26 protein-coding genes are annotated in these 26,919 nt (G+C 39.8%); 11 read left to right on the top strand and 15 right to left on the bottom strand.

Features of this window, described 5'->3' with window-relative positions; translation table 11 throughout:
- Positions 1 to 80 precede the first annotated feature (80 nt).
- From BM073_RS15365 to BM073_RS15355, 3 genes are all read right to left on the bottom strand, one after another.
- Entirely contained in the window at positions 81 to 1,163 is a 1,083-nt protein-coding gene (locus BM073_RS15365) for an alkaline phosphatase family protein (RefSeq protein ID WP_091655217.1), read from the bottom strand.
- A 174-nt stretch (positions 1,164 to 1,337) separates the two neighbouring features.
- Entirely contained in the window at positions 1,338 to 2,438 is a 1,101-nt protein-coding gene (locus BM073_RS15360; RefSeq protein WP_091655216.1) for a glycoside hydrolase family 130 protein, read from the bottom strand.
- A gap of 42 nt (positions 2,439 to 2,480) precedes the next feature.
- A complete protein-coding gene (locus BM073_RS15355) occupies positions 2,481 to 3,701 on the bottom strand; it encodes a PepSY-associated TM helix domain-containing protein (protein ID WP_091655215.1) in 1,221 nt (406 codons plus the stop codon).
- 165 nt (positions 3,702 to 3,866) lie between these two features.
- Here BM073_RS15355 and BM073_RS15350 point away from each other — a divergent pair, with 165 nt between their 5' ends.
- Positions 3,867 to 4,637, top strand: a complete 771-nt coding sequence (locus BM073_RS15350; protein WP_139217511.1) for a DUF6503 family protein — start codon at positions 3,867 to 3,869, stop codon at positions 4,635 to 4,637.
- Here BM073_RS15350 and BM073_RS15345 read toward each other — a convergent pair whose 3' ends face one another.
- Genes BM073_RS15345 through BM073_RS15330 form a run of 4 tightly spaced genes read right to left on the bottom strand, consistent with a single transcriptional unit; the run spans position 4,638 to position 8,660 of the window.
- On the bottom strand, positions 4,638 to 5,495 hold the full coding sequence (locus BM073_RS15345; protein ID WP_091655213.1) for a transglutaminase family protein: 858 nt from the start codon (positions 5,493 to 5,495) through the stop codon (positions 4,638 to 4,640).
- Between the two features lies 1 nt (position 5,496).
- On the bottom strand, positions 5,497 to 6,246 hold the full coding sequence (locus BM073_RS15340; RefSeq protein ID WP_091655212.1) for a proteasome-type protease: 750 nt from the start codon (positions 6,244 to 6,246) through the stop codon (positions 5,497 to 5,499).
- Positions 6,246 to 7,223, bottom strand: coding sequence for an alpha-E domain-containing protein (locus BM073_RS15335; protein ID WP_091655211.1), 978 nt, complete (start codon positions 7,221 to 7,223; stop codon positions 6,246 to 6,248). Before BM073_RS15335 ends, BM073_RS15340 begins: the two co-directional genes overlap by 1 nt.
- A gap of 9 nt (positions 7,224 to 7,232) precedes the next feature.
- The gene (locus BM073_RS15330) at positions 7,233 to 8,660 is read right to left on the bottom strand and encodes a circularly permuted type 2 ATP-grasp protein (RefSeq protein WP_091655210.1); all 1,428 of its coding nucleotides are present in this window, start codon (positions 8,658 to 8,660) and stop codon (positions 7,233 to 7,235) included.
- Between the two features lie 185 nt (positions 8,661 to 8,845).
- Between BM073_RS15330 and BM073_RS15325 the strand changes: the two genes are divergently transcribed.
- Positions 8,846 to 9,748, top strand: coding sequence for a YitT family protein (locus BM073_RS15325; RefSeq protein WP_091655209.1), 903 nt, complete (start codon positions 8,846 to 8,848; stop codon positions 9,746 to 9,748).
- Between the two features lie 197 nt (positions 9,749 to 9,945).
- On the opposite strand, the gene metG is transcribed toward BM073_RS15325, so the two are convergent.
- Positions 9,946 to 12,003 carry a methionine--tRNA ligase gene (gene metG / locus BM073_RS15320; RefSeq protein ID WP_091655208.1) on the bottom strand — a complete coding sequence of 686 codons (2,058 nt, stop codon included), beginning with the start codon at positions 12,001 to 12,003 and terminating at the stop codon, positions 9,946 to 9,948.
- A 66-nt stretch (positions 12,004 to 12,069) separates the two neighbouring features.
- Complete coding sequence (locus tag BM073_RS15315; RefSeq protein WP_091655263.1) at positions 12,070 to 12,702, bottom strand: TetR/AcrR family transcriptional regulator; 633 nt, start codon at positions 12,700 to 12,702, stop codon at positions 12,070 to 12,072.
- A gap of 139 nt (positions 12,703 to 12,841) precedes the next feature.
- On the opposite strand from BM073_RS15315, the gene ligA reads away from it, so the two are divergent.
- From ligA to BM073_RS15290, 5 genes are all read left to right on the top strand, one after another.
- A complete protein-coding gene (gene ligA, locus BM073_RS15310; protein ID WP_091655207.1) occupies positions 12,842 to 15,295 on the top strand; it encodes an NAD-dependent DNA ligase LigA in 2,454 nt (817 codons plus the stop codon).
- A 72-nt stretch (positions 15,296 to 15,367) separates the two neighbouring features.
- The gene (gene dapA, locus BM073_RS15305) at positions 15,368 to 16,231 is read left to right on the top strand and encodes a 4-hydroxy-tetrahydrodipicolinate synthase (protein WP_091655206.1); all 864 of its coding nucleotides are present in this window, start codon (positions 15,368 to 15,370) and stop codon (positions 16,229 to 16,231) included.
- 2 nt (positions 16,232 to 16,233) lie between these two features.
- Positions 16,234 to 17,547 carry an exodeoxyribonuclease VII large subunit gene (gene xseA / locus BM073_RS15300; RefSeq protein ID WP_091655205.1) on the top strand — a complete coding sequence of 438 codons (1,314 nt, stop codon included), beginning with the start codon at positions 16,234 to 16,236 and terminating at the stop codon, positions 17,545 to 17,547.
- Positions 17,544 to 17,732, top strand: coding sequence for an exodeoxyribonuclease VII small subunit (xseB, locus tag BM073_RS15295; RefSeq protein WP_091655204.1), 189 nt, complete (start codon positions 17,544 to 17,546; stop codon positions 17,730 to 17,732). The genes xseA and xseB overlap by 4 nt, the downstream gene beginning before the upstream one ends.
- Positions 17,733 to 17,857: 125 nt before the next feature.
- Positions 17,858 to 18,562 carry a hypothetical protein gene (locus BM073_RS15290; protein ID WP_091655203.1) on the top strand — a complete coding sequence of 235 codons (705 nt, stop codon included), beginning with the start codon at positions 17,858 to 17,860 and terminating at the stop codon, positions 18,560 to 18,562.
- Between the two features lie 26 nt (positions 18,563 to 18,588).
- On the opposite strand, the gene BM073_RS15285 is transcribed toward BM073_RS15290, so the two are convergent.
- The 5 genes from BM073_RS15285 to BM073_RS15265 all read right to left on the bottom strand — a co-directional run bounded on the left by BM073_RS15285 (position 18,589) and on the right by BM073_RS15265 (position 23,757).
- On the bottom strand, positions 18,589 to 19,101 hold the full coding sequence (locus BM073_RS15285; protein ID WP_091655202.1) for a UpxY family transcription antiterminator: 513 nt from the start codon (positions 19,099 to 19,101) through the stop codon (positions 18,589 to 18,591).
- 81 nt (positions 19,102 to 19,182) lie between these two features.
- A complete protein-coding gene (locus BM073_RS15280; RefSeq protein ID WP_091655201.1) occupies positions 19,183 to 20,928 on the bottom strand; it encodes an ABC transporter ATP-binding protein in 1,746 nt (581 codons plus the stop codon).
- A gap of 46 nt (positions 20,929 to 20,974) precedes the next feature.
- Complete coding sequence (locus BM073_RS15275; RefSeq protein ID WP_091655200.1) at positions 20,975 to 21,724, bottom strand: TerC family protein; 750 nt, start codon at positions 21,722 to 21,724, stop codon at positions 20,975 to 20,977.
- A gap of 72 nt (positions 21,725 to 21,796) precedes the next feature.
- Entirely contained in the window at positions 21,797 to 22,192 is a 396-nt protein-coding gene (locus BM073_RS15270) for a DUF1573 domain-containing protein (RefSeq protein ID WP_091655199.1), read from the bottom strand.
- A 125-nt stretch (positions 22,193 to 22,317) separates the two neighbouring features.
- Entirely contained in the window at positions 22,318 to 23,757 is a 1,440-nt protein-coding gene (locus tag BM073_RS15265; protein ID WP_091655198.1) for an ATP-dependent DNA helicase, read from the bottom strand.
- Positions 23,758 to 23,771: 14 nt separating this feature from the next.
- On the opposite strand from BM073_RS15265, the gene BM073_RS15260 reads away from it, so the two are divergent.
- The 4 genes from BM073_RS15260 to coaD are packed head-to-tail and all read left to right on the top strand — an operon-like array spanning position 23,772 to position 26,202.
- The gene (locus tag BM073_RS15260; RefSeq protein ID WP_091655197.1) at positions 23,772 to 24,281 is read left to right on the top strand and encodes an NUDIX domain-containing protein; all 510 of its coding nucleotides are present in this window, start codon (positions 23,772 to 23,774) and stop codon (positions 24,279 to 24,281) included.
- A gap of 49 nt (positions 24,282 to 24,330) precedes the next feature.
- The gene (locus BM073_RS15255) at positions 24,331 to 24,912 is read left to right on the top strand and encodes a hypothetical protein (protein WP_091655196.1); all 582 of its coding nucleotides are present in this window, start codon (positions 24,331 to 24,333) and stop codon (positions 24,910 to 24,912) included.
- Between the two features lie 13 nt (positions 24,913 to 24,925).
- A complete protein-coding gene (locus tag BM073_RS15250) occupies positions 24,926 to 25,744 on the top strand; it encodes a DUF3822 family protein (protein WP_175557930.1) in 819 nt (272 codons plus the stop codon).
- Positions 25,745 to 25,746: 2 nt separating this feature from the next.
- Positions 25,747 to 26,202 carry a pantetheine-phosphate adenylyltransferase gene (coaD, locus tag BM073_RS15245; protein ID WP_091655194.1) on the top strand — a complete coding sequence of 152 codons (456 nt, stop codon included), beginning with the start codon at positions 25,747 to 25,749 and terminating at the stop codon, positions 26,200 to 26,202.
- Here coaD and BM073_RS15240 read toward each other — a convergent pair.
- Positions 26,199 to 26,876 carry an NUDIX hydrolase gene (locus BM073_RS15240; protein ID WP_091655193.1) on the bottom strand — a complete coding sequence of 226 codons (678 nt, stop codon included), beginning with the start codon at positions 26,874 to 26,876 and terminating at the stop codon, positions 26,199 to 26,201. The genes coaD and BM073_RS15240 overlap by 4 nt on opposite strands.
- Positions 26,877 to 26,919 lie beyond the last annotated feature (43 nt).

The following is a 26,919-nucleotide window of genomic DNA, read 5'->3' as shown; positions in this document are numbered from 1 at the left end:
AATTTCAGAAAGCCTCTGTTTCTATTTTAAAAATCAAAAGTGCGCTAGAGAATATCTTAAGGCTAAAAAAGTAGACCCGGCTAGTTACTTGATGTCAATTTCAAGGACTTAGCTGCCTTTTCATCAGGGTACTCGAAGCCTAGCATTTCAAAAATCGTTCGGGCAATTTGTGCATTATACCATTGCCCCTTTTCTGAAATTTCACCTCGAGGGCTTATTCCTGCTCCCAATAGAGCAATCCAAGTTTCGCTGGATTCCGGAATGGAAGATCCATGTCCCAACCAGGTATCCTTTCTAACTCCTCTTCCATGATCTGTAGTGATAATGAGGGTGGTGTTATCTCGGTATTCAGAATCACTTTGAACCCATTCCCAGATTTCTTTGATGTAATCATCGGTTTGCCTGGCAGCCCAAAGATATCTATCGTAATGGTTCTCATGCGCCCAATCGTCTGTTTCACCATAGGCAATATACAATGCTCTTGGTCTTTGGTTTTTCAATGCCTCCATAGCAAAATGATGGGTAAAGGCGTCCAATCGAACTTCGGTCCAAGGTCCAATAATCTCTGTCTGTAATCTATTCAGTAACTCTTCTTTATCAGACAAGTGCTCTCCTTCAGCCTGATCAAAACCTGCATTCACAGGAATTCCGCTTCTTTCCTCATTGATGATATAAGGAAAAACATCCCAAGAGCCGAAAGCCAAAACCTTACCGGCAAAACCTTCCTTTTGGTTGAGATATTCCAAGAAGGTCTTGTTGGGGTTATTAATTTTATCATTTGAGTTGATTCGTTGATCATCAGCAAAACCACTCAAAATTTCATTGTAACCCGGATAGGAAAACCAATGGGTATTTTGGTTATTTACCTTATTTCCCAATTGGCGATTTCCATAAAGCTGTCCTGTAGAAGCAATTGTGTTCCAAAAAAATGGAAGCAGAACTTCCCTTCTTTTGACGGGATTAGTCTCCCAGAATTCATTGTATAAGCCTTGAGGGTTTTTGACCATTTCGGCATCTCTGAGAAATAAAGAATCAGCTCCCGAAAAAACTTCCTGCCACCTTAAGCCATCCAAGGTGATCAAAATAATGTTTTTGGCTTCTTGAGCTTGAGCAAAACCCGATAAAACCACCAAAATGGTTGAAAAAAGCAACTTACTATTCATAGCAATTGAAGGTATTCTCTCTTAAAACTTCATTTTAAACTTTTCACTCAAACCCTAGGCAACTCCCATAGAAATTATACCTAATCCTAATTTCTCTCATAAATATAACTTCGAGTCTCTTACTTCTCGCATCAGTTCTCTCGCTTCTCATTTCTCGCTTCTCGTCTCTCGCCTCTAATCTCTATCTACAACTACCCCAACCATACTATCCGCTGTACCATAATACAAGTACCAAGCTCCTTGGAAATAAACCAAGCCTTCTAGAAAGGTAGTCCCTTCCGGATATTGCCCAGACTTCTCGAATGGTAGTTCGGGCTGGATAAATGGCTCATCAGTTCTATCTACTAATTTCCAAGGTTCATTCACATCAAAAAGCGCCTGACCACCTGTATACACCCGATTGCCCAAGTTTTGAACACCCACAGCTTGCGAGTTTCCTGCATTATACAACACCACAATTCCATCTTCTGTCAAAATAGGCGGCGGTCCAGCTTCTACCAACCAAGAATCAAAATATCCTGGTCTGGGACTCAAAACAGGCACTCTATTTCCTTCATGGTTTTCTACCGGTGTCCAATTAATCAAATCCTCAGAACTTGCTAGCCAAATATGCGGAACACCATAATACATCCAATATTTTCCGTTGATTTTAGCAGCCACCAATTTCCCGTCTACCAATTTGGTTACTATGGCTCCGGATTTTGACTCAACGTTATGGTACTTGCCTTCCTTCCAATTGATAAAAATAGGACCCTTTTTCTCCCAGTTATATAAATCCTTTGAAATAGCCACAGCAAGTCTTGGCACATCCCTATTCCACTGCGTATAGGTTAGAACATACAAGCCATCCTCAGTCTCAACTATTCGAGGATCTTCGCTGCCTCCGGTCCATTCAAATTCCTTTTGATTATCATTGCCGGGAAAAAATATCGGGCTTGATTTTCTATCGAAATTGATTCCATCGGAAGAAATAGCCATCCCAATTCTGGAAGTATGCCCGCCAATCTCCTTTTCCCCCAACTTTTCTTCTGCACGATACAGGACATGAATCTTTCCATCCTTGACAATGGCTGCAGGATTAAAGGTTGCCATGGATTCCCAAAAAACAGTTCTCTGACTCATGGGGTCCAGAAAAGTGCTTTCTGGATCAGGGCTGATGATTGGCACAGCATTATTAGGCCTAAGGAAGGGGCCTAGCATCCAGCTTTTCTCTTGGGAGAAAGCAGAACCAAAGGCAAACAAAAAGAATAAACAGAGTAGAAGAAGTTTTTTCATGCCTCAATTTAAGGCATATTTCTCCCAAAACCCTGAAAGGTCTTAAGCCATTTGTGCAACCTCAGTTTTACCCTTTGACTTTTTCTTCGCAGATTTTTTCTTCCTTTTATTCCACCAGATCAAAGTTCCTGTTATAGGTAGTGAAGTTGCAATAAGACAAGCCACAAACCATAGAAACTTCGTGAAGGACCCAAAAATCTCACCCGTGTGTAGACTTTTCACGGATCTCCCGATTTGCTGCCGCACTGACATATCAGAAAAAAGTTTTTGATTAACCAAGCTGAGATTTGATTGATCTAGAGAAAGCTGATCCGATCCCGCCCTTGCAAAAAATCCTGTTCTATACTTGGTAACTTCAATCGTTTGGGAATCATCCGAAGGAAGGGAAATTCTTGTATTTCCAGCATAAGGCAAAATCTCCTGAGAAGAAGCTAATACTGCATCTAAAGAGAACTCTTTGGCTGGTCCGGGAACAATAATCTCCTCTGGTTCAGATTTTTCTTCCTGGGGTGCCTGATAGGTATCCCATGTTTTCTGCCAGCCTTCCCTGTACCATTGAAATGACCAGAAAAGACCAGTTGCGGACATGATAAACAATGCAATCAGTGAATAAAAAGCTAAGGTATTATGTAGGTCGTGATTAATTCGCTTCCAGTTTCCAGACCATTTCACTTTCAATCCTTGCTTCCAACCTTTCACTTTTTGTGGAACCCAAATGAAAATTCCGGTAATAACTCCCAGCAGAAATAAAGAAGTGGCGATTCCGTTTATAAATCTTCCTAAATCCCGATTACCCATACTTTCCAAAATCGGCTCCTCCACTCTATCAATCATCAGCCAGCGGTGTAGAGAAAACATATAGCTCATGAATTCCTCTGTTGAAGTTCGCTCGGAATTATCTGCTAAAATTTCAGCAGTATATGGATTCACATAATAGGTAGTACCTCTACCCTCTTCTCCTGCTTTCAAAAATCCAATTTGAACGGACTTCTCAGGATCTTCAGATACAAAGACGGAAGTCACTTTTCCTTCCATCTTACTTTCCATCTGAGATTTCAGCACGTCCAAAGACAAGGATTCTTCTCCTTTTTCTACAAAATATCTATCAGAATCAGCCCATTCCTTGATTTCAGTATTGTAGACATAGATAGTTCCACTCAAGCAAACTACAATAACCACTAAGCCGGATATTAAACCTGCATAGAGGTGAATTTGATTAAATACTGAACGAACTTTCTTCCAAAGAGTAGATTTCTGAGCCATGGATATCTTTCTTATTTAGACTTGGACAAAATTAAAACAAGAATCTTTATTATTAAGACTAATTCTAAAAAATAATTTGAATCGCCAGTTTTCTCATTTAAACGCGGAGATTAAATGGGTAAAAAGCATAGAAAGTTTTTATCTTCCCGATCAAATATAAATCTCATGCGTAGCCTCTCAACCTTTCTTTGTTCTATCATCATCATTCTAATAATTTCCTGTGCAGAAAAAACTCCTGATCCAAGACTTGAGCAACCGGAGGAATTCAAGCAGGTATTGGATGCTCATGGAGATTGGAATAAATGGATAGATTCCAAGGCTTTTTCCTATACCATGATTCATGAAACTAATCTGACCCAGGAAAATCACTTTTTTAATTTAGACAGTAGAAAAGGAAGAATTGACGCTCAGAATTTTCAAATTGGGTTTGATGGAGAAAAGGTTTGGATCAGTCCAAACAGGCAGGCTTTTGCTGGTAATTCCGTAAGGTTTTATCATAATCTTTATTTCTACTTTTTTTCAATTCCCTACATTTTCACAGACCCAGGCGTAAATGTGAAAAAGGTTGACAATAAAACTTTGAATGGGGAAGAGTTTGAGGCCTTTGAGGTTTCCTTTGATGAAGGAAAAGGGGATAGTCCAGAAGATCAATATGTCATGCTAGTTGATTCCGAAACCAAAAGGCTTCAATGGTTACTTTATACTGTGACTTTTTTCGATCAATCCAACAGTCAGTTTAATGCCTTGAAATATGAAGATTATCGAGATGCAGGAGGATTAGTGTTTCCAAGGATAATGACAGGATATACCTTGGAAGGAGATTCTACCGGTAGAATCCGTTATCAGGTAAGCTTTTCTGATGTAGTCCTTAGTGAAGACCCCTTGAATGAGGATATTTTTGAAATGCCTGAAAAACAAGCAGTAGTGGCCAACTAATCAGGCACGAATTAGCTTGAGTTCAACGTGAGTATGTAGCTCGGATTTACCCGAACCTAAAAATGCTCCCTGAATTGGCATAGTTGCGTCAGGGTCAGCATGCACAGCCAGTGGGATATAATTATGGTCTGTAAAAAGCCCAAGACTTGGGTCCATTCCTACCCAACCGGAACCCGGAAGATAGACTTCCAACCAAGCATGTAACTCATGGCCTTCATCCAATTCAGGGTTGAAAGCATATCCACTAACAAAACGAGTAGCAAGTCCCAGGGACTTTAACATATCCATTTGCATCAAGGATAAATCTCTACAGGATCCCTTTTTGGAGGAATAAGTCAGGCTAGCATCCCAAATATTCTGTTCGTGTCTGATGATATGCCCCCAGTTTTGATGGACCTTTTCTGTCAGTCTAACTAAAAAATCGACCAGACCTGAGGATTTACTTTTAATAGGGATTATGAATTCCCGGTACTTAACAGGTTCAGGACGGTCAAGAAAAGGAATTAAAAACTTCTCCACGTCCTGATAATTAAAATGGGGATATTCATGATTCCAACCAGAGTCCTCAAATCCTTTATCCAATATAAACCCAAAGGGATTAAAGGAATCCAGTCTAAAAATCCAGTCTGTTTCGATCTTGAGTGATTCTGTCTCTCCCACAAACCAAGCCTGTTGATACCAATTTCCTGCTAAGTCCTGCCTGTAATTATGATCCACAGGTTTTGGATCAATCTTGATTTTTTGATGCTCAATCCGAAAATATGGACGATGTTGAGGAATCAGAAAAAGCTTATGAACCCCCAAACCCACAGGATTTGCATAACTATATTCGCTGAGGTGCCTGACTTGGATTAGCATATCAGCTTTCCTCCTCTTCTACTAATTTCTGAAAATCCGAAATTGCTGTATTTAATACTTCAGCGGGTAATTCCGCAATGGCATTTTTGAGTCTATTATTCCAAAATGCTGATATATGCTCCAGTTCTTTTTGCTCAAATCTTTTTTCCTTAATGAAATACTCGTCATTTTTCAAAACAACCGTATCTATGGGGAAATCCACATCATTGGCCGAAATCCTGGTAGCATCAAAAGCTAGAAATGCACAACGTAGTGCGTATTCCATAGAATCCTCATAATGAAGGGATCTCTTTAACACCGGATTTCCAAAGCCTGAGTTTCCAATGATCACGAAGGGAGTTCCTTTTCTGATTTCTATCCAATTTCCTTGAGGGTATAATAGATAGAGCTTTGGCTCGGGATCATGCTCCAGCTGCCCTCCAATGATTGAAAATAAATTAAAACTCAAACCAGCCTCTTCTAAAAATTGCTTATCCTCTTTAGCAACTGTTTTTACCTGATTCCCAAACTCATTTACGGCATGATACAATTTGGTAAAAGACTCATCTTGCTGCTCAATGACTTCTGTAAAGTATGTAATAGCCTTATCTCTTACAGATCTAAGACCACTCGTCATGATAAAAAAGGAGTGTTTTTCTCTGTTTACTGTAAATACTTTTTTGGAAGAGGTAGTCTCATTTCCAGAGGTGATTCTAGTGTCAGAAAGACCCACCAGTCCTTGTTTGGTCTTAATGCCGAGGCAAAATGTCATTATTGATCCTGATTTTGTGAGATAAAGTTATCCCTAAGTCGAAAGTACGTACTGTCGATCAGTTCTGATAGCTTATTCAGTTTTATTTGCAGATTATCCAAGTATTCATGTAAACCGAAGTCTATTATTTCGGAAACTTCTGCAAACTCCACATGAGACCTGAGCTCTCCAATGGCTTTCTCAGCTGGGTTCTTAAAGCCACCATCCAGATTCCCTGAAATATGATGTAAGCAAGACTCTGCCTCTTTCAAACAATAATAAATTGACCTTGGAAAATATTTATTCAAAACCAAAAACTCCACAACATTGGAAGGGTCTATATTTCCATAAACTCTTCGATAAGTATTAAAGCCAGTCACCGACTTAAGCAAAGCCATCCAGTGTAGAAAATCCAAAGGAGAGCCTATATCCTGTCCGGGAGGCAGTAAAATATGATACTTCACATCCAAAATTCTGGAAGTTTTATCAGCTCTTTCTAAAAACTGGCCCAATTGTCTAAAATACCAGCCCTCAACTCTGGCTACGCTGCTATCTGCAATTCCATATAACAGAAGGATTTGATTTTTGATTTTTTCGAAAAAAGGTCTTGGGTCTGGCTTCTTCCAAACTTTTTTCTCGCAACCTTCCTGCATCATCATATAGAGCTGGTTGGTCTTTTCCCAAGTTTCTTTACTCAAATTTTCACGGATAATCCGAGCATTTTCCCTGGCTCTGGAGATCGCAGAAAACATGGAGTTGGGATTATCCAAGTCAAATGCCAAAAAGAACAACACCTGATTTTTCTCGAATTCCTGATACTTGGCTGTATATAAATCCCAATCACCTGTAGCAGCTATCAAAGGCTGCCATTGTTCTTTGAGATCTACAGGCAAATCCTGCATCAGGTTAAAGTTTACATCGATGAATCGGGCATAATTTTCAGCCCTTTCCAGGTATCTTCCCAGCCAATATATATGGTTTGCAACGCGGCTTAACATAGTTTTCGATTAATTGTATAAGACCCAAGTATCCTTACTTCCTCCTCCTTGAGAGCTATTGACTACCAAAGAGCCTTCTCTCAGCGCAACCCTTGTGAGAGCTCCAGGAATTACTTCAATTTCACTACCATACAATATGTAAGGACGCAAATCCACATGTCTTGCTCCCAGTCCCTCTTCAGTGAGTGTTGGAACAGTAGATAGCGATAAAGTTGGCTGAGCTATATAATTGGTAGGATTATTTTTTATCAATTCACGGAATTTATCATGTTCATCCTCACTGGCTTTAGGCCCGATCAGCATCCCGTATCCGCCAGCTGCATTGGTTTCCTTAACTACCAACTCATCGATGTGCTCCAAGACATATTTCCTATCCTTTTCCTCTCTACACAAATAAGTGGGCACATTATTAAGTATTGGATCTTCATCTAAGTAATATTTGATGATTTTGGGAACATAGGCATATACCGCCTTATCATCTGCCACACCCGTTCCTGGTGCATTAGCTAATGCTATATAACCCGCCTTATAGGCCTCAAATAACCCCGGCACCCCTAACATTGAATCTGGTCTAAAAGCCAAAGGATCTAAGAACACATCATCAATCCTGCGATACAGCACATCTATTTGCTGCAGGCCTTGGGTGGTTTGCATAAATACCCTTTTATCCTGCACGATTAGATCTACCCCATTGACCAATTCCACCCCCATCTGAAGAGCCAAATAGGAATGCTCATAATATGCTGAATTGTAAATTCCAGGAGTTAAAACTCCTACTACTGGCTTTGTCTTATTGCAGAGATTCTGTAGCATCCTAAGCAACTTAGCAGGATAATCAGAGACAGGCATCACTCCCTTTTTATTAAACAAATTAGGGTAAGCCCGTTTGATAATTTCCCTGCTTTCCAGCATATAAGACACCCCGGAAGGACAGCGAAGATTATCTTCCAATATGTAATACTCCCCATCTTTATTTTTGATCAAATCTGTGCCTGTGATGTGACACCAAATTCCTTTAGGAGGCGTCAAGCCAATACAAGGCTTGAGGTAATCCTTACTGCCTAATATTAATTCTTCTGGAACGATTTTATCCTTTAGAATTTTTCTGTCGTTATAAATGTCCTGCAAGAAAAGATTTAGAGCATATGTCCTTTGCTTGAGACCTGCCTCCAGCTTTTTCCATTCCTGATTGGGAATTATTCTGGGAACGATATCCAGATGAAGAATCTTCTCCAATCCCTGATTGTCGTGATACACATTAAAGGTCATCCCCATTGCCCGCTGAGTTTGATTGGCAGAAAACTGCAGGTGATTCATCTTCCTGTTGGGAATTTTCTTAAGGCTTTGAAAAAACTCCTCATAATGAGGGCGTATTTCTCCTTGGGGTGTAAACATCTCATCATAATGCTCTCCAGCATTATATCCTTCTATTTTCATAAGTTTCAAAAATTTACGGAGTCCTCGGATAAGATAAGTGAATTTTACATTAATTCAAAAATCATAGCGGTGATTAGGATTTTTTCAATAGAACAGCTTAAAATTTGATTTATCTGAATAATATCAGAAAAAAACTGCTAATCCATAAAATAAAATTGTTTCCCCTTTTTAGATTAATTTCGCATATGGCGAAAGGTATACTAAAGGTGACGGACAAAAATTGGGTACAACAAGTGACAACTTGGAGACAAATTAAGGACGTTATATTCATTGGAATAGGAGTAATTATGGCGAGTATTGGGCTAAAAGGATTTTTATTGCCCAATGGATTTTTTGACGGCGGTGCCATGGGGGTTTCCTTGCTTTTGGAAATCCTGACCCCACTGGATCTCTCCTACCTTATTATTTTGGTCAATATTCCATTTATATATCTAGGCTACAAGCAACTCAACCTTAGGTTTGCACTGAAAAGCACCCTAGCCATATTTGCCTTAGCACTATTGGTCCATTATATAAAATTACCCACCATTACTGCTGATAAGCTACTTATAGCGGTTTTTGGGGGGTTTTTCTTGGGAAGCGGAATTGGCTTTGCTATTCGTGGAGGAGCAGTAATTGATGGCACGGAAGTATTGGCCATTCAAGTATCAAGAAAATCCAGCTTAACTGTAGGCGATTTTATTACTGTATTCAATGTCTGTTTATTCTTGGTTGCCGCGCTTATGGTCAACTTGGAAACAGCCATGTACTCCATGCTGACTTATTTTTCAGCTTCCAGAACAGTGGATTTTTTGATCAATGGGGTAGAAGAATATATCGGAGTAATGATCATTTCCGACTTCTCGGATGATATCAAAACAAAAATCACTTACGACTTGGGACGAGGAGTAACTGCCTTCAAAGCTGATGGAGGCTTTGGGGAAAAAGCCAAAAATCCTGACCGAAATGTATTATTCTGTGTGGTAACCCGACTGGAAGTCACCAGAGTTCTAACCGAAATAGACAAAATTGACCCCAAAGCATTTGTGATCCAATATCCGATCAAGGATACCAAAGGAGGGATGATTAAAAAAAGGCCACTGCATTGATTTATAGATACGAGAAGCGAGATGATAGATGCTAGAAATAAAAAGGATATACTTAGTTGAAAGAAGTTAGATGTTAGAAATTAGACAGGTATATCTAAAAAGAAAGCCATCTGGTTATCTCCGATGGCTTTCTTTTTTTTAGTAGGCTCTAGACTCTAAACTCTCATCTCTCGCTTCTAGCCTCTCGCATCTCAATATTATGAGATTGTCGAACCGCTCGCCGTTCCCTCATGAGGAATCAATAGCTTCAGCTTACCATCTTTGTCTTCAGCCATCAAAATCATTCCCTCGGAATCAATACCCATCATTTTTCTTGGTGCCAAGTTGATCAGCATGGTTACTTGCTTACCCACCAAAAACTCCGGTTCAAAATGCTCAGCTACTCCACTCAAAACAGTTCTATGTCCTAAGCCGGTATCTACTTTCAGTTTGATCAATTTCTTGGATTTAGGCATTTTTTCAGCCTCCAAAACGGTTACTACCCGCATATCCAATTTTGCGAAATCATCATAAGTAATTATTTCCTTCATCGGTACTGCTGGTGCATTTGCTGCTTCGTTCATCTTTTTGGATTCTTGGAGTTTATTCAATTGCTTTTCTACTACTTCATCTTCAATTTTCTCAAATAAAAGGCCCATTTGACCAATGCTTGAGCCTTCTTTCAAGAGCTGTCCATTACCTGCCTGAGTCCAGTCTGGAGCTTCCAACCCGAATAGGCCCACTAATTTCTGCGCCGTAAATGGTAAGAATGGCTCGGAAACGATCGCCAAATTTGCAGCGATATTGAGGGCAATATTCATGATGGTAGCTGTGCGAACTTCGTCCGTTTTCACCACTTTCCAAGGCTCGGTATCAGCAAGATACTTATTCCCCAATCGAGCCAAATCCATCATGATTCCCAATGCCTCTCTGAATCTATAGCGTTCAATGGAAGCCTCAATTTTTTCAGGAAACTCAGAAAGGGCCTGCAACACTTCCTCATCATAGCCGGTCAACTCTCCACGCTGTGGAATCTCTCCTTGATAATATTTATGAGTCAAAACCACTGCCCTATTGACAAAATTGCCATAGATAGCCACCAACTCAGAATTATTCCTAGCCTGGAAATCTTTCCAGCTAAAATCATTGTCTTTAGTCTCAGGAGCATTGGCAGTTAATACATAACGAAGTACATCCTGCTTTCCCGGAAATTCTTCCAAGTACTCATGCAACCACACAGCCCAGTTTCTGGAAGTAGAAATTTTATCTCCTTCCAAATTCAAGAATTCATTGGCCGGAACATTTTCTGGAAGGATATAGCCTCCGTGAGTCTTCAAAATAGCCGGGAAAATGATACAATGGAAAACGATATTGTCTTTTCCAATGAAGTGAACCAACTTGGTTTCATCATCTTTCCAATAAGGCTTCCAGTCAATCCCTTTTTCAGCAGCCCACTCTTTCGTAGAGGAGATATAGCCAATTGGCGCATCAAACCAAACATAGAGCACCTTCCCTTGTGCATCTTGCAAAGGCACTTTGATACCCCAATCCAAATCTCTTGTCATGGACCTTGCCTGCAAGCCATCACCAGCTTCCAACCATGATCTGCATTGTCCCAATACATTGTTTTTCCAATCTTGAGCATGCTCCTCTAAAATCCATTTTTTCAAAAAATTCTGATAGCGAGCCAAGTCCAAAAACCAGTGCTTGGTTTCTCTCAGAACCGGTGTTGCTCCACTCAATTTGGATTTAGGATTGATTAGATCAGTAGGGCTTAAAGAAGATCCACATCGCTCGCACTGATCTCCATAGGCATTTTCATTTCCGCACTTAGGGCAGGTACCTTCTATGTAGCGATCGGCCAAGAATTGCCCGGCTTCCTCATCGAAATACTGCTCAGTGCTTTGCTCCAAGAATTCTCCTTTTTCATACAAATCCTTGAAAAATCCCTGAGCTGTTTCGTGATGGATTTTGGCGGAAGTTCTGGAATAATGATCGAAGCTGATTCCGAATTCGGAAAAGCTTTTTTTCATCATTTCATGATAATGATCCACTACTTCCTGGGGAGTTTTTCCTTCTTTTTTCGCTTTGATTGTAATGGCTACTCCATGCTCATCCGATCCGCAGATATAGGCTACATCTTTTCCTTTGGATCGAAGGTAGCGCACATAAATATCTGAAGGAACATAGCATCCCGCTAAATGGCCGATATGCAAGGGCCCATTGGCATAAGGTAAAGCTGAGGTAACTGTATATCGCTTGAAATTCTTAGACATGTCTGAATGGGTGATTACAAATTTCTAATCAGGTCGCAAAGATAAGGAAAACCCTTAAAGGGGCCTTTATGCATTGGTAAATTCATCTCTCGCATCCTCCGTCAAAATCCCATTGTAGATAATCGTGATCGCCTGATCATAAATATCAGAGGGCGGTAAACTCATTTCCTTTCGGATATTTTCCGGAAACTGGCTCAAAAATTTTGGATCTAATAATGACTGGACAGCAGCTGCGTATAGAGTCACTACTAAGCTGACATTCAGGTTGTTTTTTACCAATCCCTGTTCTTTCCCCTGCTCTATTAGCTTTTGAAATCGAAGAAAAGCCGACTCATTAATATACTCTTGCAATTCCACCCAAATCTCAGGTGCATATTCCCTCAAATCTTCAAATAAGCCTGGATTGATAGGTGCCAAATGGGTAGCAATCACTGAAAGCGTGGACTTCAGCTTGAGTGGAAATGTAATATATCTATTATCCAAAATAGCCTCTACTTTGGCCGTCATTTTGGTTTTAAGCTTATCAAAGGATGCGGAAAGCAATTCCAGTTTGCCAGGAAAATACTTGTAGAGCGTTTTTTTGCTCATGGTCAATTCCTGAGCAATATCGTCCATAGTAGTATGACGATATCCCTTTTCCAAAAAAAGCTGATATGCCTTTTCCAAAATTTTACTTTCTACACTGGTCTTTTTGCTCATATGAACAGATTTAGAAACAAATATATACAAAGGTATCCAACAGCTATCTTTATTTTTAGTTGCATATTTTGAAGGATAATCTCCTTGTGAAGCCAAATGCAAAGGGGTATTTTTACCCACCCAAAATTCTTTCCAATCCATGAATCACCAACAAGCTGCCAAAAGGATCGCAGAACTCAGCCAACAAATCAATTATCATAATCACCTGTATTATCAGGAGAGCAGAATTGAAATATCTGATTATGAGTTTGATCAGTTGCTGGAAGAACTAATTCGGCTTGAAACTGAATATCCGGATTTGTTGGATCCAGATAGTCCAAGTCAGCGAGTTGGTGGTACGATTACCAAGGAATTTCAAACTGTCGCGCATGAATACCGCATGCTTTCTTTGGGCAATACCTATACGATCGAAGAGCTCAAAGCCTTTGACGAACGCGTACAAAAAGGATTGGGGCATTCGGATTACGAATATTTCTGCGAAATGAAATTCGACGGAGTGGCAATCAGTTTGGTTTATGAAAATGGCAAACTGACCCGAGCCGTAACCCGAGGTGACGGGACTAAAGGTGATGATGTCACAGCCAATGTGAGAACCATCCGAAACATCCCACTTTCAGTAGCGGGAGAAAATATTCCAGAAAAATTTGAGGTTCGGGGAGAGATATTTTTGCCATTGAAAGAATTTGAAAAAATCAATGCAGAAAGGGCGGAAAAGGGAGACGCGCTGCTGGCCAATCCTAGAAATGCAGCTTCGGGAACATTAAAAATGCAGGACTCCTCGGTCGTCGCCAAAAGGAGGTTGAATTGCTATTTTTATCAGCTTTTGGGAGAAAATATTGGGGTTGAAACTCATGCAGAAGCTATTCATCTTATTGAAAAATGGGGCTTTAATGTCTCACAGACCTATACAAAAGCCTCTAATGTGGAAGAGGTTTTACAATACATTGAAACTTGGAGAGAAAAGCGCCATACCCTTCCATTGGATACAGACGGTGTGGTACTGAAAATTAACAATTATGAGCAAAGAGAGGAATTAGGTTTTACGGCCAAGATTCCACGTTGGGCGATTGCATACAAATACAAAGCTGAAAGTGCTGAAACAGAATTGCTTTCAATCACTTATCAAGTGGGAAGAACAGGGGCTATCACACCCGTAGCTAATTTGGCGCCAGTGAGTTTGGCAGGAACGACTGTGAAACGCGCATCCCTCCACAATGCCAACGAAATCGAAAGATTGGGAATTCATGAAGGTGATATAGTGGCTGTCGAAAAAGGCGGGGAAATCATTCCAAAAATAACAGCTGTAAATCTTCAGAAAAGGAAAGCTGGCATGCAGCCTATCCAATATATTCAAACCTGCCCTGAATGTGGAACTGCCCTGGAGCGAAAAGAAGGTGAAGCAAAGCACTTTTGTCCCAATGCTGAATCCTGCCCTCCACAGGTTCTGGGAAGAATCGAGCACTTCGTTTCTAAAAGAGCCATGGACATTGATTCATTGGGAACAGAAAGAATTCGAGCATTAATTGACCAAAAGTTCATCTCCAACTATAGTGATATTTACCTTCTAGAAACCAAAGAGCGTGAATTGCTGGGTTTGGAAATGAGCCAAGACCAATATGAAAAGGAAGGGAGTGGACTGCTCTATATCAAATTGGAAAAAGCACTTTTTGCTTTGACCGAACAAATTTCCTTCAAGCAAATTCAGGAGTACCTAGAAAGTGCTGCTGAGCTTCCATTGAACGAAACCCTGAGAGGATTTCAGGAACAAATAAGAAAATGGAAGAAGAAAGTTCCATCCAACACGGGCATGGTGGATTATCTGATCAACTCCCTGAAGGATCATCCAGAACTTCCCAAGCTGGAAGATTATATACCGGTAGCAGTTGTCTTGGAAATTTTTCTTGGAAGAAGAGTGGAATTTGAGAGAATCCTGGAAGCCAGTAAAAAGGAAGGAACCGTGCATGGCATCATTCTGCGATTGAATCTGGAATTACCGGATGAACTTCGAGAGCGAATCAAAAAACTAAAGGCTAACACCTTTCAAGAAGGAGTTATTTCCAATATGCTGGAGGGTATTAAGGCATCCAAAAGTCAGCCTTTTGAAAAGGTTTTGTTTGCGATTGGTATCAGAAATATAGGAGAAAATACAGCCCAACTTTTGGCTAGACACTTCAAAACCTTGGATAAGTTACAAGAAGCAACAGAAGAGGAATTATTGGAAATCAATGGCGTGGGAGGCACTTTGGTTCAAAGCATCCATGAGTTTTTTGCCAATCCTGAAAATCAGAGAATACTTCAGCAGTTGAGAGATTTAGGTCTCAAATTCGAAATAGACCAGGCGGATCAAGAGCCTGCAAGTCAATCCCTGGCTGGAAAGAAAATATTAGCTTCAGGCAAATTGGTAAACTTTAAGCGGGATGAGATTGTTGATTTCGTTCAAGCCCACGGAGGGCAATACATTTCTTCCGTTTCCAAGAATCTGGATTTTATTATAGAAGGTGAAGGAATGGGGCCTAGCAAAAAGGATAAAGCCCAAAAATTAGGTATTCCATTGATTTCAGAGGAAGAGTTTCTTTCTATGATTCAGGAATAATTCCTATTTTATTTAAGGTAGAACCAAACCACGAGGAAGCAATTATCTTTGCACCTCCAAATTCGAAAAGCAATGAACCAATTTTACGGTACGGGTGTGGCACTGGCCACTCCTTTTAATGATGATTACACCATTGATTACAATGGATTGGAAAAACTCATTGATCACACTATCAAAGGTGGAGTTGATTACCTGGTAGCATTAGGAACTACTGGGGAAGTTGCCACTTTGAATGCAACAGAGAAAAAACAAGTGTTGGCAGCTTGTCTAAAATATAATGCTGGAAGAGTTCCTGTAGTTTATGGAATTGGAGGGAATAACACGCAGTCCGTTTTAGATGAAATCGCAAATACAGATTTTACTGGAATTGACGCTATTTTATCAGTAAGCCCTTACTATAATAAGCCAAGTCAGGCAGGTATCATTGCACATTATCGAGCTATCGCTGATGCATGCCCTGTTCCGGTTATTCTTTATAATGTACCGGGAAGAACCATGTCCAATTTGAGTGCAGAAACCACACTTAGCTTAGCAAACCATCCAAATATCATAGGAATCAAAGAGGCTAGCGGAAATTTGGAGCAGTGCATGCGTATTGCAGCTGGTAAGCCTCAAGATTTTTTGCTAATCTCTGGAGATGACCTAATGACCAAAGCTCTGTATGGTATAGGAGGAGTTGGAGTCATTTCAGTTTTGGCAAATGCCCTTCCTGAAACCTTTCATAAATTATGTCACGGAACGGACTCTGAAAGTAAAGAAGCGGCTTTTTCACTTTTAGAAATTAATGACCTGATGTATAAAGAGGGAAATCCTGTGGGAATCAAAAACCTCCTTTGTCATCTGGGGATTTGTGATGATCAAGTTCGTCTGCCAATGCTAAGAGCTAGTATGGAGTTGAATCAATTGATCAAGGCGGCTGCCCAAAAATTCAAATAAAGATGCAGCAAGCGCTATCCATACAGGAGCTGGGAGAGCTGATCAAATCCACATTGGAAAATCAGTTGGATCCTACCTATTGGGTGATCGGTGAAATCGCTGATTTCCGACAGGCTCCTCAGGGACATGCTTATTTTGAATTGGCCGAAAAACAGGGCAATCAAGTTTTGGCCAAAATTCGCTGTAATTGCTGGCAGTTTACATACAGAACCATTGCTTCACGCTTTGAAAGTCTAACAGGAACAGGAATCAAAAATGGGATGAAAGTTTTGGCACAAGTCCAAATCACCTTTCACCCTGTTTACGGGTTAAGCCTGATTGTGAAAGACATTGATGCTTCTTTCTCCTTGGGTGAAAGAGCTAGAATCCGTCAGGAAACCATCGATCGCCTAACCAAAGAAGGTCTACTCAGACTAAATGCTTCCCGAATTTTTCCTCAAGTCATTCAAAAAATAGGCATTATCAGCAGCCCTACTGCTGCTGGATATGGTGATTTTATCAATCAATTGGAGCATAATCCTCAGGGGTATAAAATTTACCATACGCTGATACCTTCTATGATGCAAGGGAACGAGGCTGTTTCCAGCTTAATCAATGCTTTGGATAAAGCCGAGGAATTGAAAGAAAGGTTAGGATTGGAAGCTGTCATTATCATCAGAGGTGGTGGTGCACAGTTGGATTTAGATTGCTTTGATGACTATAGGCTAGCGGCCAAAATAGCCAACTCTTCTTTGCCTGTCTTTACCGGCATAGGACATGAAAGGGATGAAACAGTTGCAGATTTGGTAGCCCATACCAAATTAAAAACTCCAACAGCAGTAGCTGAATTTCTACTTTCAGGATTCAGAATTTTTGAGGAAAATTTAGGAATAGCCCTTACAAGATTGGACAGGCTAACCAGACAAAACATAAAGCTTGCTGACAACTTACTGCATCAACAGAATTTAAGGTTGAAAACTGCAGTCCAGAACAGGCTGACTTTGGAGAAAGAAAGGCTAAATGCCAGAAAAGACAGGATCAAAGCGAATTTGTCCACAAATCTCAATACACAGTCATACCGTCTGGAGCAACTCCATCAGGCTTTAAAAAAGGCAGCCTCCCAGCAGGTCTTGTCTAATGGTCAAAAATTAGAACATCTTGAAAAAAGCTTAAAAAGCTTAGATCCCAAAGCAATTTTGGAAAGAGGTTACACTCGAACAGAATTGGACGGGATTCCTATTCATTTGGTAAAGGATCTTGAAAAAGGTCAAGAGATTCTTACAGTAAGCAATCAAAAAAAGATTAAAAGTACAATCACTGATATCAAAGAACTATGAAGGATTTAAATTATCAGCAGGCATTGGAGCGCCTAGAGCTCATATTGGCACAATTAGAAGAAGGCAAAAAGAGTGTAGATGAACTTTCCGAATTGGTGAAAGAGGCGACAGAATTGGTCAGTTTTTGTAAAAAGAAGCTGAAAACTACCGAGGAGGAGATTCAAAAGGCTTTTGAAGAAGCCTGATTTTGGCGTCTGAAACAATAATTTTCAGATATTCGAGTTTTTAATAAGCCATCTTTCAGGTACTTGGCATTTTTGTTGCCAAATTTGCAAAGGAATTAATTGAGCTTTAAGCTCTTTGAGACGTGATGAAAAAAGTATTTCAACTATTTCTGGCACTTTTATTTTTGGTGATATCTTCAAATTCTTACAGCCAGAACTTTTATAAAGAAAGGATTTCCAGAAACAACATCTTGACTGTGGGTGCTGGTCCATCGTTTTCTTATATTGATAATGGAGGGCCTTACCGTACCATAGGCTTTGAGATTTTGCCTTCTCTTTCAGTAGCCTGGACTAAAAAGCTATCTCAGGTTTTTGACCTTCGGTATACAGTGGGATACCAATCAATCAGTAGTAGCAATAATGGTAATTTGAATGTGCAGGAAAAATGGAGGATAGCAGGTGCTTCCTTTACCGCTAAGGGGTCCACTTTTTATCTGGATGTCATGCCAAGTATTAACCTAATCCCTTTTAGCAATCATATGCATAGGAGCAGGTTTAATATCTACGGAGGGGCTGGAATAGGTGTAATGGCTGTATCAACCAAACAAACAAAATCTTACAGCCCAGACGAGCGACCTACCAATGAAAGCTTGACAACGGCGTACGTGCCCGTAAGAGCAGGATTAAGTTATAGAATTGGCCCTTATTCCGATATAGCTGGTGAGGGTACTATGCTACTAACATTTACGGATAACATAGATGGAAATGTCGGATTTAACCGATTTGCGGACCATTTATTTCAGGCTCAAATCGTATTTAGACGCTATATTTTACCAAAAAATAAAGACTAAAAAAGGCCGTTTAAACCGGCCTTTTTTCATTGAATTTTTTCTGGAATGACTTGCAAAAATTTCCTTGGGATAGATATCAGCATATTCTGATAAATTCCTGGAATCCTAATCATGAAATAATCTTTATTTCCTTTCTCCACGCACTCCCCTATCATATTTTGTAGTGCTCCTCCAATCACTTGAACTTTTTCTCCCGGTTCAATTTCTGAACCATCTGTCTCGACAGCCACCCCGGTTTCTACAACTCTTTTGATAATATCCAGGTCCTCTTCCCTCACTGTGGCATGCTGCCCGGAAAAATGAACAAACTTCACTGCTCCCGGTACTTGAAGACATTCCCAAAGTTGGTTTCTCTGGGTTTTTACGAAAACATAACCGTTGAATAGGGCTTTTTCTACTTTCTTTTTTCTGTCAGACCATTGTCTTAACTCAGTGACCAGAGGCAAATAAACTTCCCAACCCTTTTCTCTTAATCTTGTGGCCACCTTTTTTTCGGAACGTGAAGCCGTATACATCACATACCATTTCAAATCACTCATCTCTAAATTTTGTTTTGGGACATCAAATCTACAAAATCCTATCTTTTCCCCATGAATAAACCTGAGTTTTCAAATCCAAATTTAGATTCTTGCCTGATAGGTATACAATTGATAATAGCGTCCCTCTTTGCTTATTAGGTCTTCATGCTTTCCTCTCTCTGCTATTTCCCCATGCTCTATCACCAATATTTGGTCAGCCTGTCGAATAGTGCTTAATCTATGTGCGATTACAAAGGTGGTTCTCCCCTTCATTAGTTCTTTCAAAGAAGCTTGAATTAAAGTTTCTGACTCGGTATCTAGATTTGAAGTTGCCTCATCCAAAATCAAAATTTTAGGATCTGCTAAAATCGCTCTGGCAATGGCTATTCTCTGCCTCTGCCCACCTGAAAGCTTCACACCTCGCTCCCCTATCAAGGTATCCAGTCCATCTTCAAAACGATCCGAAAACTCCTGTACATAGGCGGCATGAACCGCTTGCTGTAATTGCTCTTCAGTAGCATCAGGTCTCGGGAAAAGAATGTTTTCCCGAATGGTACCCTCGAAAAGAAAGTCATCCTGTAATACAACCCCTAATTTTGAACGGAAGGACTCCAAACTTACTTTTTGCAAGTCTTGATTATCTAAGTATATATTTCCAGAATCTGGATTTAAAAATGTGGCCGCAAGACCTGCTATGGTGGTTTTGCCCGAACCAGAAGAACCAACCAATGCTGTTACTGTTCCAGCCGGTGCGTGAAAATTGATATTCTTGATCACATCTTTTCCTGATTCATAAGCAAAGGAAACGTCTTCAAAACGAATATCCCCTTGAATACTTTCAAGTTCAATGGATCTTTCTTTATCATCAGATTCCAAAGGAGTATTCATGATTTCTTCTGTCCTATCAAGGCCTGCGAAGGCCTCAGTAAGCTGGGAACCTATATTTGACATTTGTACAATAGGTGCGATCATAAAACCTAGATAGAGCGTGAAAGCCAGAAAATCTCCGAACGTGATGTCCCCTTCCATGATCATCCAACCTCCGATACCCATAATGCCAGCAGAAGCCAGTCCCAAAAGTAAGGTGCCTGCTGAGGTCACAAAAGAAGTTGCTGTCAAACTTGCTTTCACGTTTTGGAACAACTCATCTACACCCTGTTGGAAAGTTTTTATTTCCTGAGCTTCAGCATTGAAGCCTTTGATCACTCGAATTCCTCCCAAGGTTTCGGTAAGCCTGCCTGTAACCTGAGCATTGATTTTGCCTCTTTCTCGAAAAATCGGTCTGATCCGTCCAAATGCTTTTAAGGAAACCAAACCGAATATTGCTACCGGAACCAAGACATACAAGGTCATCAAGGGACTGATACTTATTAATAAAACCAGCGAAATGGCGGAAGTAATTACCCCTCCTATCATTTGAGCAAAACCGGTTCCCACCAGATTTCTTACACCTTCCACATCAGACATGATTCTGGATACAAGTTCTCCGGTCTTTGCATTGTCAAAAAAACGAATGGGCAATTTGATGATATGACTTTGAACTTTAGACCGGAGCTTTGCAATGAGATTTTGTGCCTCCACAGATAAAATCTGAGTCAAGGCATATGAGGTCACAGATTGAATCACAATGGCTACTACCACCGCAATAATCAGCCATTTTAGCAAGTTCAAATCATTGGAAGGAATGACATCATCCACTAAATATTTACTGGCCCCAGGAAGGACCAAGCCTGATAGCCTACTAATGATGATGAGAAAAAGACCTAAAAACAGGTGTTTTCTACGGGGCCAGATGATGGTGGTAAAAACCTGACCAATGGTTACTTTTCTTTCTGATTTCTGTTGCATGGGTGTAAAAAAAAGAAAACCCCGAAATCACTTCCGGGGTTCCAAATCAATTTTCTTCTTCTTTTAATCTTGGTTTTAACTCTACTGGATCAGTTGATTTCTTTCTAACTCGAATATTCAATAGCTCCACACTCAAAGAAAAGAATACTGCGAAATAGATGTATCCTTTTGGAACTTCTTGGTGAAAGCCTTCCAAGAACAGCATAAAGCCAATCAATATCAGAAAGGATAATGCAAGAATTTGCAATGTCGGATGTTGGTTGATAAAGCGACTGATTTTTCCAGCAAATGCCATCATTATTCCCAAAGAGATGACAACTGCAATAATCATGATGATCACATGATCCACCAAACCGACTGCTGTCAGAATACTGTCAAATGAAAAGATGATATCCAAGAATACTATTTGAGCGATGACTGAACCAAAACTCTTCGCAGTGTTGGCTTTTATTTCTTGAGGATCACCTTCCATCTTATGGTGAATTTCCATAGTAGATTTAAAAAGAAGAAATAAACCTCCGATTAGTAATATCAAATCCCTTCCGCTGAAATCGTATTCAAAAATCGTCAATAGCGGCTGGGTGAATCGTACTATATAAGAAATCCCTAATAATAGGCCTATCCTAAAAACCAAAGCCAAAGTCAATCCTAAATTTCGCGCTTTGGGCTGCTGAGCTTCCGGTAGCTTATTGGATACAATGGAAATAAATATGATGTTGTCTACACCTAATACTATTTCCAGAAATGTGAGAGTGAGAAGTGCGATCCAGGTTTCGGACTGCATGAATATTTCCATAGTGGGGTAATTTTTGGGCACAAAAAAGCCTGTCCAAAGTTAAGACAGGCTTTCCATGCTTTACTAAGTTTATTACTTCGTTTTAGGCAAAACGTTAGAAATCAAAGATACTTTTTCGATTGGCTCAGAAGCATTTGAATAAATTCTCACTACTGAGTTTTGCTTACCCATTTTTCCAGCTGAGTTGAAGGACACTTCGATTTTTGCTTTCGCACCTGGAGCAATCGGATCTTTAGGCCAAGAAGGAACCGTACAACCACAAGTGGCCGCTACATTGGAAATAATCAATGGAGTAGTACCGGTATTCGTCAGTTCGAAAGTATGGGAAACCTTGTCACCTTGGGTAATATCACCGAAATCCACAGATTTTTCTTTGAAGGTAATTACTGCGCCAGATTCGCTTTGAGCATTCGCCTGAAAAGCAAAAACCATTGCAAAGAGGGTCAAGATCAATCCTAATTTTTTCATGATTATGTTAATTATTGAGTTCAAATTTTAAATTCTAATTTCTCTTTGAGGCTAAATTTCTAAAGCTTTCATCAAATATCCGAAAATACCTTGCCAAAATTCATGGAAAGGGAATGTTAAGTTTTCTAAATACCTGAATTCTTAACAAAGAAGCCCTGGGAAAAATTCACTAAATACAATTCCTCAGAGGATCTAGTGACTGCAGTATATAACCATCGGATAAAGTCTTTATCCACAGTATCATCAGGCAAATAGCCTTGATCTACAAAAACTGCCTTCCATTGCCCTCCTTGCGCTTTATGGCAAGTCAAAGCATAGGCGAACTTAACTTGTAATGCATTCAAATAGGGATCTTTTCGGATCATCTCCATCCGCTCAGTTTTATTTGCTATATCTGCATAGTCCTCAGAAACCTGCTCATACAAACTTTTATATTGCTCCCTTGTCAATGAGGGGCTGGGTGAATAAAGCGTGTCTAAAATGACTTTTGCCTCAAAGTGTGGTTCTTCTGGATAATCCAGAAGACGTAATTCTAAAGTCGCAAAGCGTAAGCCATAAAGCTCCTCAAAGGAGCGGATCTTCATGATTTCCGCCATATCCCCATTTGCTAAAAAGTTGACCCTATCCGAATCAGCCATATAGGTGTAATTGTTTTTCACGATCATTAGTAAATCACCTGAGCTGATCTCATCTTCAAAAAAGTGAATGACCTTTCGTATGTACAAATTGTATTGAACTGCATTCTTGTTGGACCGAGTGACGATTACCGTGTTTTCAGTCCCGTACTTGTCATAAGCATAGCGTAATCCATCCTCCAATTTTTCCCCGGTCATCTTGAAAATATCACGGAATTGAGAAGTCATGATCTGAACAGCAGGCTTTTCTTTCAAAACCTGATCTCTCAATTGGGTGGCATTAAATAGTATACCTGACTCCAACCTTTGGCGCATAACCTCGGTCAATTCAATCTGATCTGTTTGCAATCGGAAATAGCGAGTGAGGTAATTAGAATCCAATGCAGGACTGTATTCTGAGCCCACAGGAGGAAGTTGGGCTGTATCTCCCACCAATATCAATCGGTTACTTTCTTCACTATAAACAAAGCGGATCAAATCTCCCAGCAAATTTCCGGACATTCCGCCATCATCTGCCAGCATGGAAGATTCATCTACGATAAATACTGTGTCTTTGTAATAATTTTTTTGTAGAACAAAGCCATTGGATAGAGCCCCCATTTCACCTTTTGGCTTATAGATAATCTTATGAATGGTATAGGCAGCCCTTCCACTATAATTACTCATTACTTTGGCAGCTCTTCCGGTAGGTGCCAATAAAAGAGATCTCATTTTTAGTTTGGGAAGGCTTTGAACCAATGCAGAAATCACCGAAGTTTTTCCGGTTCCGGCATATCCTCTCAAAACAAAACAAGGCTTTTCTCCTAGTTCCAAGGAAAGAAAGGCATCCATTTTTTGGAAAAAAGAAGATTGACCGGAAGTGGGATCAAAGGGGAAATTTTTCCGGATCAATTCTGAGGCCTTCCAAGCAGCTTGACTATCTTTACCCATATTGGCGAAAGTACATGAAGCAAGACAAAATCGGTAAGGAAATCACATCAAAATTTGGCAATCAACTTCGAACTAGAGTAAATGGGATTTTTATTCAGGATGAAAAAATCTTAATGATTCGTCATTTGATGGGAGACGACAGAATATTTTGGTCAGTTCCGGGAGGTGGTATGAATTACGGTTCTGATGCTAAAAATAATCTGAAGCGGGAATTCGCAGAAGAGACCGGCTTGACAGTAGAAATCGGGGATTTTCTTTTCGTTCACGAGTTTTTACGCCCACCTTTACACGCAATTGAGCTGTTTTTCGAAGTAAAATCGGGCTCAGGGCAAGTAAAATTGGGAAAAGACCCAGAATTAGAGGATAATCACCAAATAATTACCGAAATTGCATGGATGTCCATTTCAGAGCTCCGTTCATTGCCTCCAGAGTCAGTTCATCAAATCTTTTGGGGAATTAATTCCCTAAAGGACTTAGGATTGTGGAAAGGATATTTTAATTTTGAAAATAATTATCTAAAATAGCACGTTTTAAAAACCTTCAACCTTACCCAGATTTTAAAATTTCAACAAAATGAATTTAACCAAAGTATTATCCTTTGTTTTCTTCGCAGTAGCAATTGCTCTTGGCTATCTCCTCTATAAAGGCGTAGATGATGTCGTAGAAGAAGAGAAAAGAATCGCTCTTATCGAAAGTGCAATCATCGAAAAACTACAAATGCTTCGCGATGCACAGTTGGCTTACCAAGCATCTAACGGTAAGTATGCTGACAACTGGAATGATTTGAAAAACTTCATCCAAAACGGTGAGATCTGGTTGGTACAAAGAACTGAGACTACCAAGTTATTGGATTACGGTAAGGAAGAAACTACTGTGACTTTCGATACCTTAGGTTCGGTAAATGTGATGGACTCTTTGTTCAACGAAAGAAAATATCCCGACTTCAACCTAGAGGCTTTGGCTGTAGTACCAGGATCTGGAGGCAAAATGTTCGAGTTCTTTGCAGATAAAATCGAAAGAAACAACTACCAAATCAACGTATTTGAAATTAGAGACCCTGCTCCAATTAATCCTGAGAGAAGATTAAACAACAACGAAAAAGCATTAAGAGTAGGATCCAGAACTGACGCTTCTACTGAAGGTAACTGGAAATAATCCCCTCCTAATTTTGGAAAATACTCTCAAAGTATTCAAAAGTGATAAGTTTGATGTAGAGGATACAGCAAGCTTATCACTTTTTTTGTATCCCGACTTTTTGGTCATCTTCGCAAAAGATCAAAACCAATCCAACACCGGGATTCATTATTATCCCAAGTTGAATCTAAAAAGCTTGGACCAATTAATACTAACTGATCCATTGCTACGGTTGGATGTGCCGGCCAGATTATTCATTCATCATCCAGGATTTAGCTTGGTTCCAGGAGTGTTATACTCCTCAGGAAATGAAGCTCAATTCTTAAGTTTTTCCAAGGAAGTTCCGGATAACGCCTTTTACTTCAACACTCCTTTGGATAGCAATAACTTGCAAGTGCTTTCCTATGTAGATGAAAAAATGAAGAAGCATTTGGAAGCCAGATTTTCAGATCTCAGTTTCTATCATGGATCCTGTTCATTCCTTTCTTACCTTTTCAAGGAAAGATTCAACCTGATCGGGCAGGAAATAATTGTCAACGTGTTTGGGAAGCAGATGTATGTAGCGGCATTTACCGATCAGGAGCTCAGTACTTTCAACCTATTTGAGATTCAGTCGAAGGAGGACATTTTAAAATATGTTCTAATCCTGATAGAGCAACTACATTATGACCGAAATCATGTGAGAATCAGTGTTTTTGGAATCCCTTCAAAAAGTGATATTACTGAATCTTGGGGAAAACAATATTTTCAAAATTTTAGAATTCTGGTTCCTCATGCAAATCAGAATTATTCCCATGGATTCAAACATTTAAAAGATCTGGGGCTATTTGAGGTCTCTTGGCAATACCTTTAATTATGAGCAAAGTAGCAATCTTCCCCGGTTCTTTTGATCCTTACACCAAAGGTCATCATGACATTGTCATCCGCAGCCTGGATATTTTTGATGAGGTTATTATCGGAATAGGTTACAATTCAACCAAAAAAAATCGATACTTCGATATTGATCTAATGGTGGAAAAAATTGAATCTGTATATGTAGACATGCCAAATGTCAAGGTCATTGTTTACAATGAATTGACCTCAACTTTGGCAAAAAAACACGGAGCAAACTTTTTGATCAGAGGCCTGAGAAATACTACAGACTTTGAATATGAGAATACCATTTCTCAGATGAATCGCTACCTCAACGAAGATCTGGAAACTGTTTTTTTAATCACCACTCCTCAATTCGCAGCTATTTCCTCCACTGTCATTCGTGAGGTACATAGATATGGTGGCGATGTGAGCGAGTTTCTACCATACTCTATTTAATGCTTAAAGTGCTCTTTGAGAAAATGCTTGAAAAGCCATCTCATTGAAGGATATGAATTGATTAAAGCTGTTTTTGTCTCTGCTTCCGGAAACCAGCGAATGTCATCAATACCCTCTTCTTTTTGAGGCTTCATCTCAGCATCAGATACACACTCCATAGCAAACCAATATGTTTTCTTTAAAATACTCTTTCGGTTTTGGGTATAGGTGTGCCAAGTATTACAAATGGGCTTTCCAGCCTTGACATGAATGGCACATTCCTCTTCCACCTCCCTGACAGCACATTCTTTAGGGGTTTCGCCCTTTTCAAATTTCCCCTTCGGGAAATCCCATTTACCTAGTCTAAAAATGAGTAGAATCTGATTCTTTTTGGTCACTATACCCCCTGCTGCTTTGATGATGGAAAATCTACTCTTGACAAATTTTTTCAATTCATCCTTATTCCTGCTTACCAAAGTAACAGAGTCCAGATCTTTGAGTTTACGGGTACGAAGTTGATAGAGGATTTTGATAATCAAATCATGTGAGGGTTCCTGAAAAAGGATGTCTTCCTGCCACTGACTTGCAGGCGGAAGTTCCTCTGAATCCGAAAAAATTGCATCAAACTTCTTCTTAGGATTCAGATCTTCGAAACCGATCAAATCCATTGGTTTATCATTTACAAAAATTCTCATGGAAGAATCAGTACTGTTGATTGGGTAAGCGCCAAAAATGCAT

This window comes from Algoriphagus ornithinivorans, from assembly GCF_900115305.1.
Lineage (GTDB): Bacteria > Bacteroidota > Bacteroidia > Cytophagales > Cyclobacteriaceae > Algoriphagus > Algoriphagus ornithinivorans.
The sequence above is the reverse complement of the archived record's forward strand: the minus strand, read 5'-3'. Positions and strand labels throughout refer to the sequence as shown.

Bases quoted from the DNA above. Each gene is read 5' to 3' on its own strand.
- BM073_RS15365 (WP_091655217.1), bottom strand. From the start codon at position 1,163: ATGAATAGTAAGTTGCTTTTTTCAACCATTTTGGTGGTTTTATCGGGT.
- BM073_RS15360 (WP_091655216.1), bottom strand. From the start codon at position 2,438: ATGAAAAAACTTCTTCTACTCTGTTTATTCTTTTTGTTTGCCTTTGGT.
- BM073_RS15355 (WP_091655215.1), bottom strand. From the start codon at position 3,701: ATGGCTCAGAAATCTACTCTTTGGAAGAAAGTTCGTTCAGTATTTAAT.
- BM073_RS15350 (WP_139217511.1), top strand. From the start codon at position 3,867: ATGCGTAGCCTCTCAACCTTTCTTTGTTCTATCATCATCATTCTAATA.
- BM073_RS15345 (WP_091655213.1), bottom strand. From the start codon at position 5,495: ATGCTAATCCAAGTCAGGCACCTCAGCGAATATAGTTATGCAAATCCT.
- BM073_RS15340 (WP_091655212.1), bottom strand. From the start codon at position 6,246: ATGACATTTTGCCTCGGCATTAAGACCAAACAAGGACTGGTGGGTCTT.
- BM073_RS15335 (WP_091655211.1), bottom strand. From the start codon at position 7,223: ATGTTAAGCCGCGTTGCAAACCATATATATTGGCTGGGAAGATACCTG.
- BM073_RS15330 (WP_091655210.1), bottom strand. From the start codon at position 8,660: ATGAAAATAGAAGGATATAATGCTGGAGAGCATTATGATGAGATGTTT.
- BM073_RS15325 (WP_091655209.1), top strand. From the start codon at position 8,846: ATGGCGAAAGGTATACTAAAGGTGACGGACAAAAATTGGGTACAACAA.
- metG (WP_091655208.1), bottom strand. From the start codon at position 12,003: ATGTCTAAGAATTTCAAGCGATATACAGTTACCTCAGCTTTACCTTAT.
- BM073_RS15315 (WP_091655263.1), bottom strand. From the start codon at position 12,702: ATGAGCAAAAAGACCAGTGTAGAAAGTAAAATTTTGGAAAAGGCATAT.
- ligA (WP_091655207.1), top strand. From the start codon at position 12,842: ATGAATCACCAACAAGCTGCCAAAAGGATCGCAGAACTCAGCCAACAA.
- dapA (WP_091655206.1), top strand. From the start codon at position 15,368: ATGAACCAATTTTACGGTACGGGTGTGGCACTGGCCACTCCTTTTAAT.
- xseA (WP_091655205.1), top strand. From the start codon at position 16,234: ATGCAGCAAGCGCTATCCATACAGGAGCTGGGAGAGCTGATCAAATCC.
- xseB (WP_091655204.1), top strand. From the start codon at position 17,544: ATGAAGGATTTAAATTATCAGCAGGCATTGGAGCGCCTAGAGCTCATA.
- BM073_RS15290 (WP_091655203.1), top strand. From the start codon at position 17,858: ATGAAAAAAGTATTTCAACTATTTCTGGCACTTTTATTTTTGGTGATA.
- BM073_RS15285 (WP_091655202.1), bottom strand. From the start codon at position 19,101: ATGAGTGATTTGAAATGGTATGTGATGTATACGGCTTCACGTTCCGAA.
- BM073_RS15280 (WP_091655201.1), bottom strand. From the start codon at position 20,928: ATGCAACAGAAATCAGAAAGAAAAGTAACCATTGGTCAGGTTTTTACC.
- BM073_RS15275 (WP_091655200.1), bottom strand. From the start codon at position 21,724: ATGGAAATATTCATGCAGTCCGAAACCTGGATCGCACTTCTCACTCTC.
- BM073_RS15270 (WP_091655199.1), bottom strand. From the start codon at position 22,192: ATGAAAAAATTAGGATTGATCTTGACCCTCTTTGCAATGGTTTTTGCT.
- BM073_RS15265 (WP_091655198.1), bottom strand. From the start codon at position 23,757: ATGGGTAAAGATAGTCAAGCTGCTTGGAAGGCCTCAGAATTGATCCGG.
- BM073_RS15260 (WP_091655197.1), top strand. From the start codon at position 23,772: ATGAAGCAAGACAAAATCGGTAAGGAAATCACATCAAAATTTGGCAAT.
- BM073_RS15255 (WP_091655196.1), top strand. From the start codon at position 24,331: ATGAATTTAACCAAAGTATTATCCTTTGTTTTCTTCGCAGTAGCAATT.
- coaD (WP_091655194.1), top strand. From the start codon at position 25,747: ATGAGCAAAGTAGCAATCTTCCCCGGTTCTTTTGATCCTTACACCAAA.
- BM073_RS15240 (WP_091655193.1), bottom strand. From the start codon at position 26,876: ATGAGAATTTTTGTAAATGATAAACCAATGGATTTGATCGGTTTCGAA.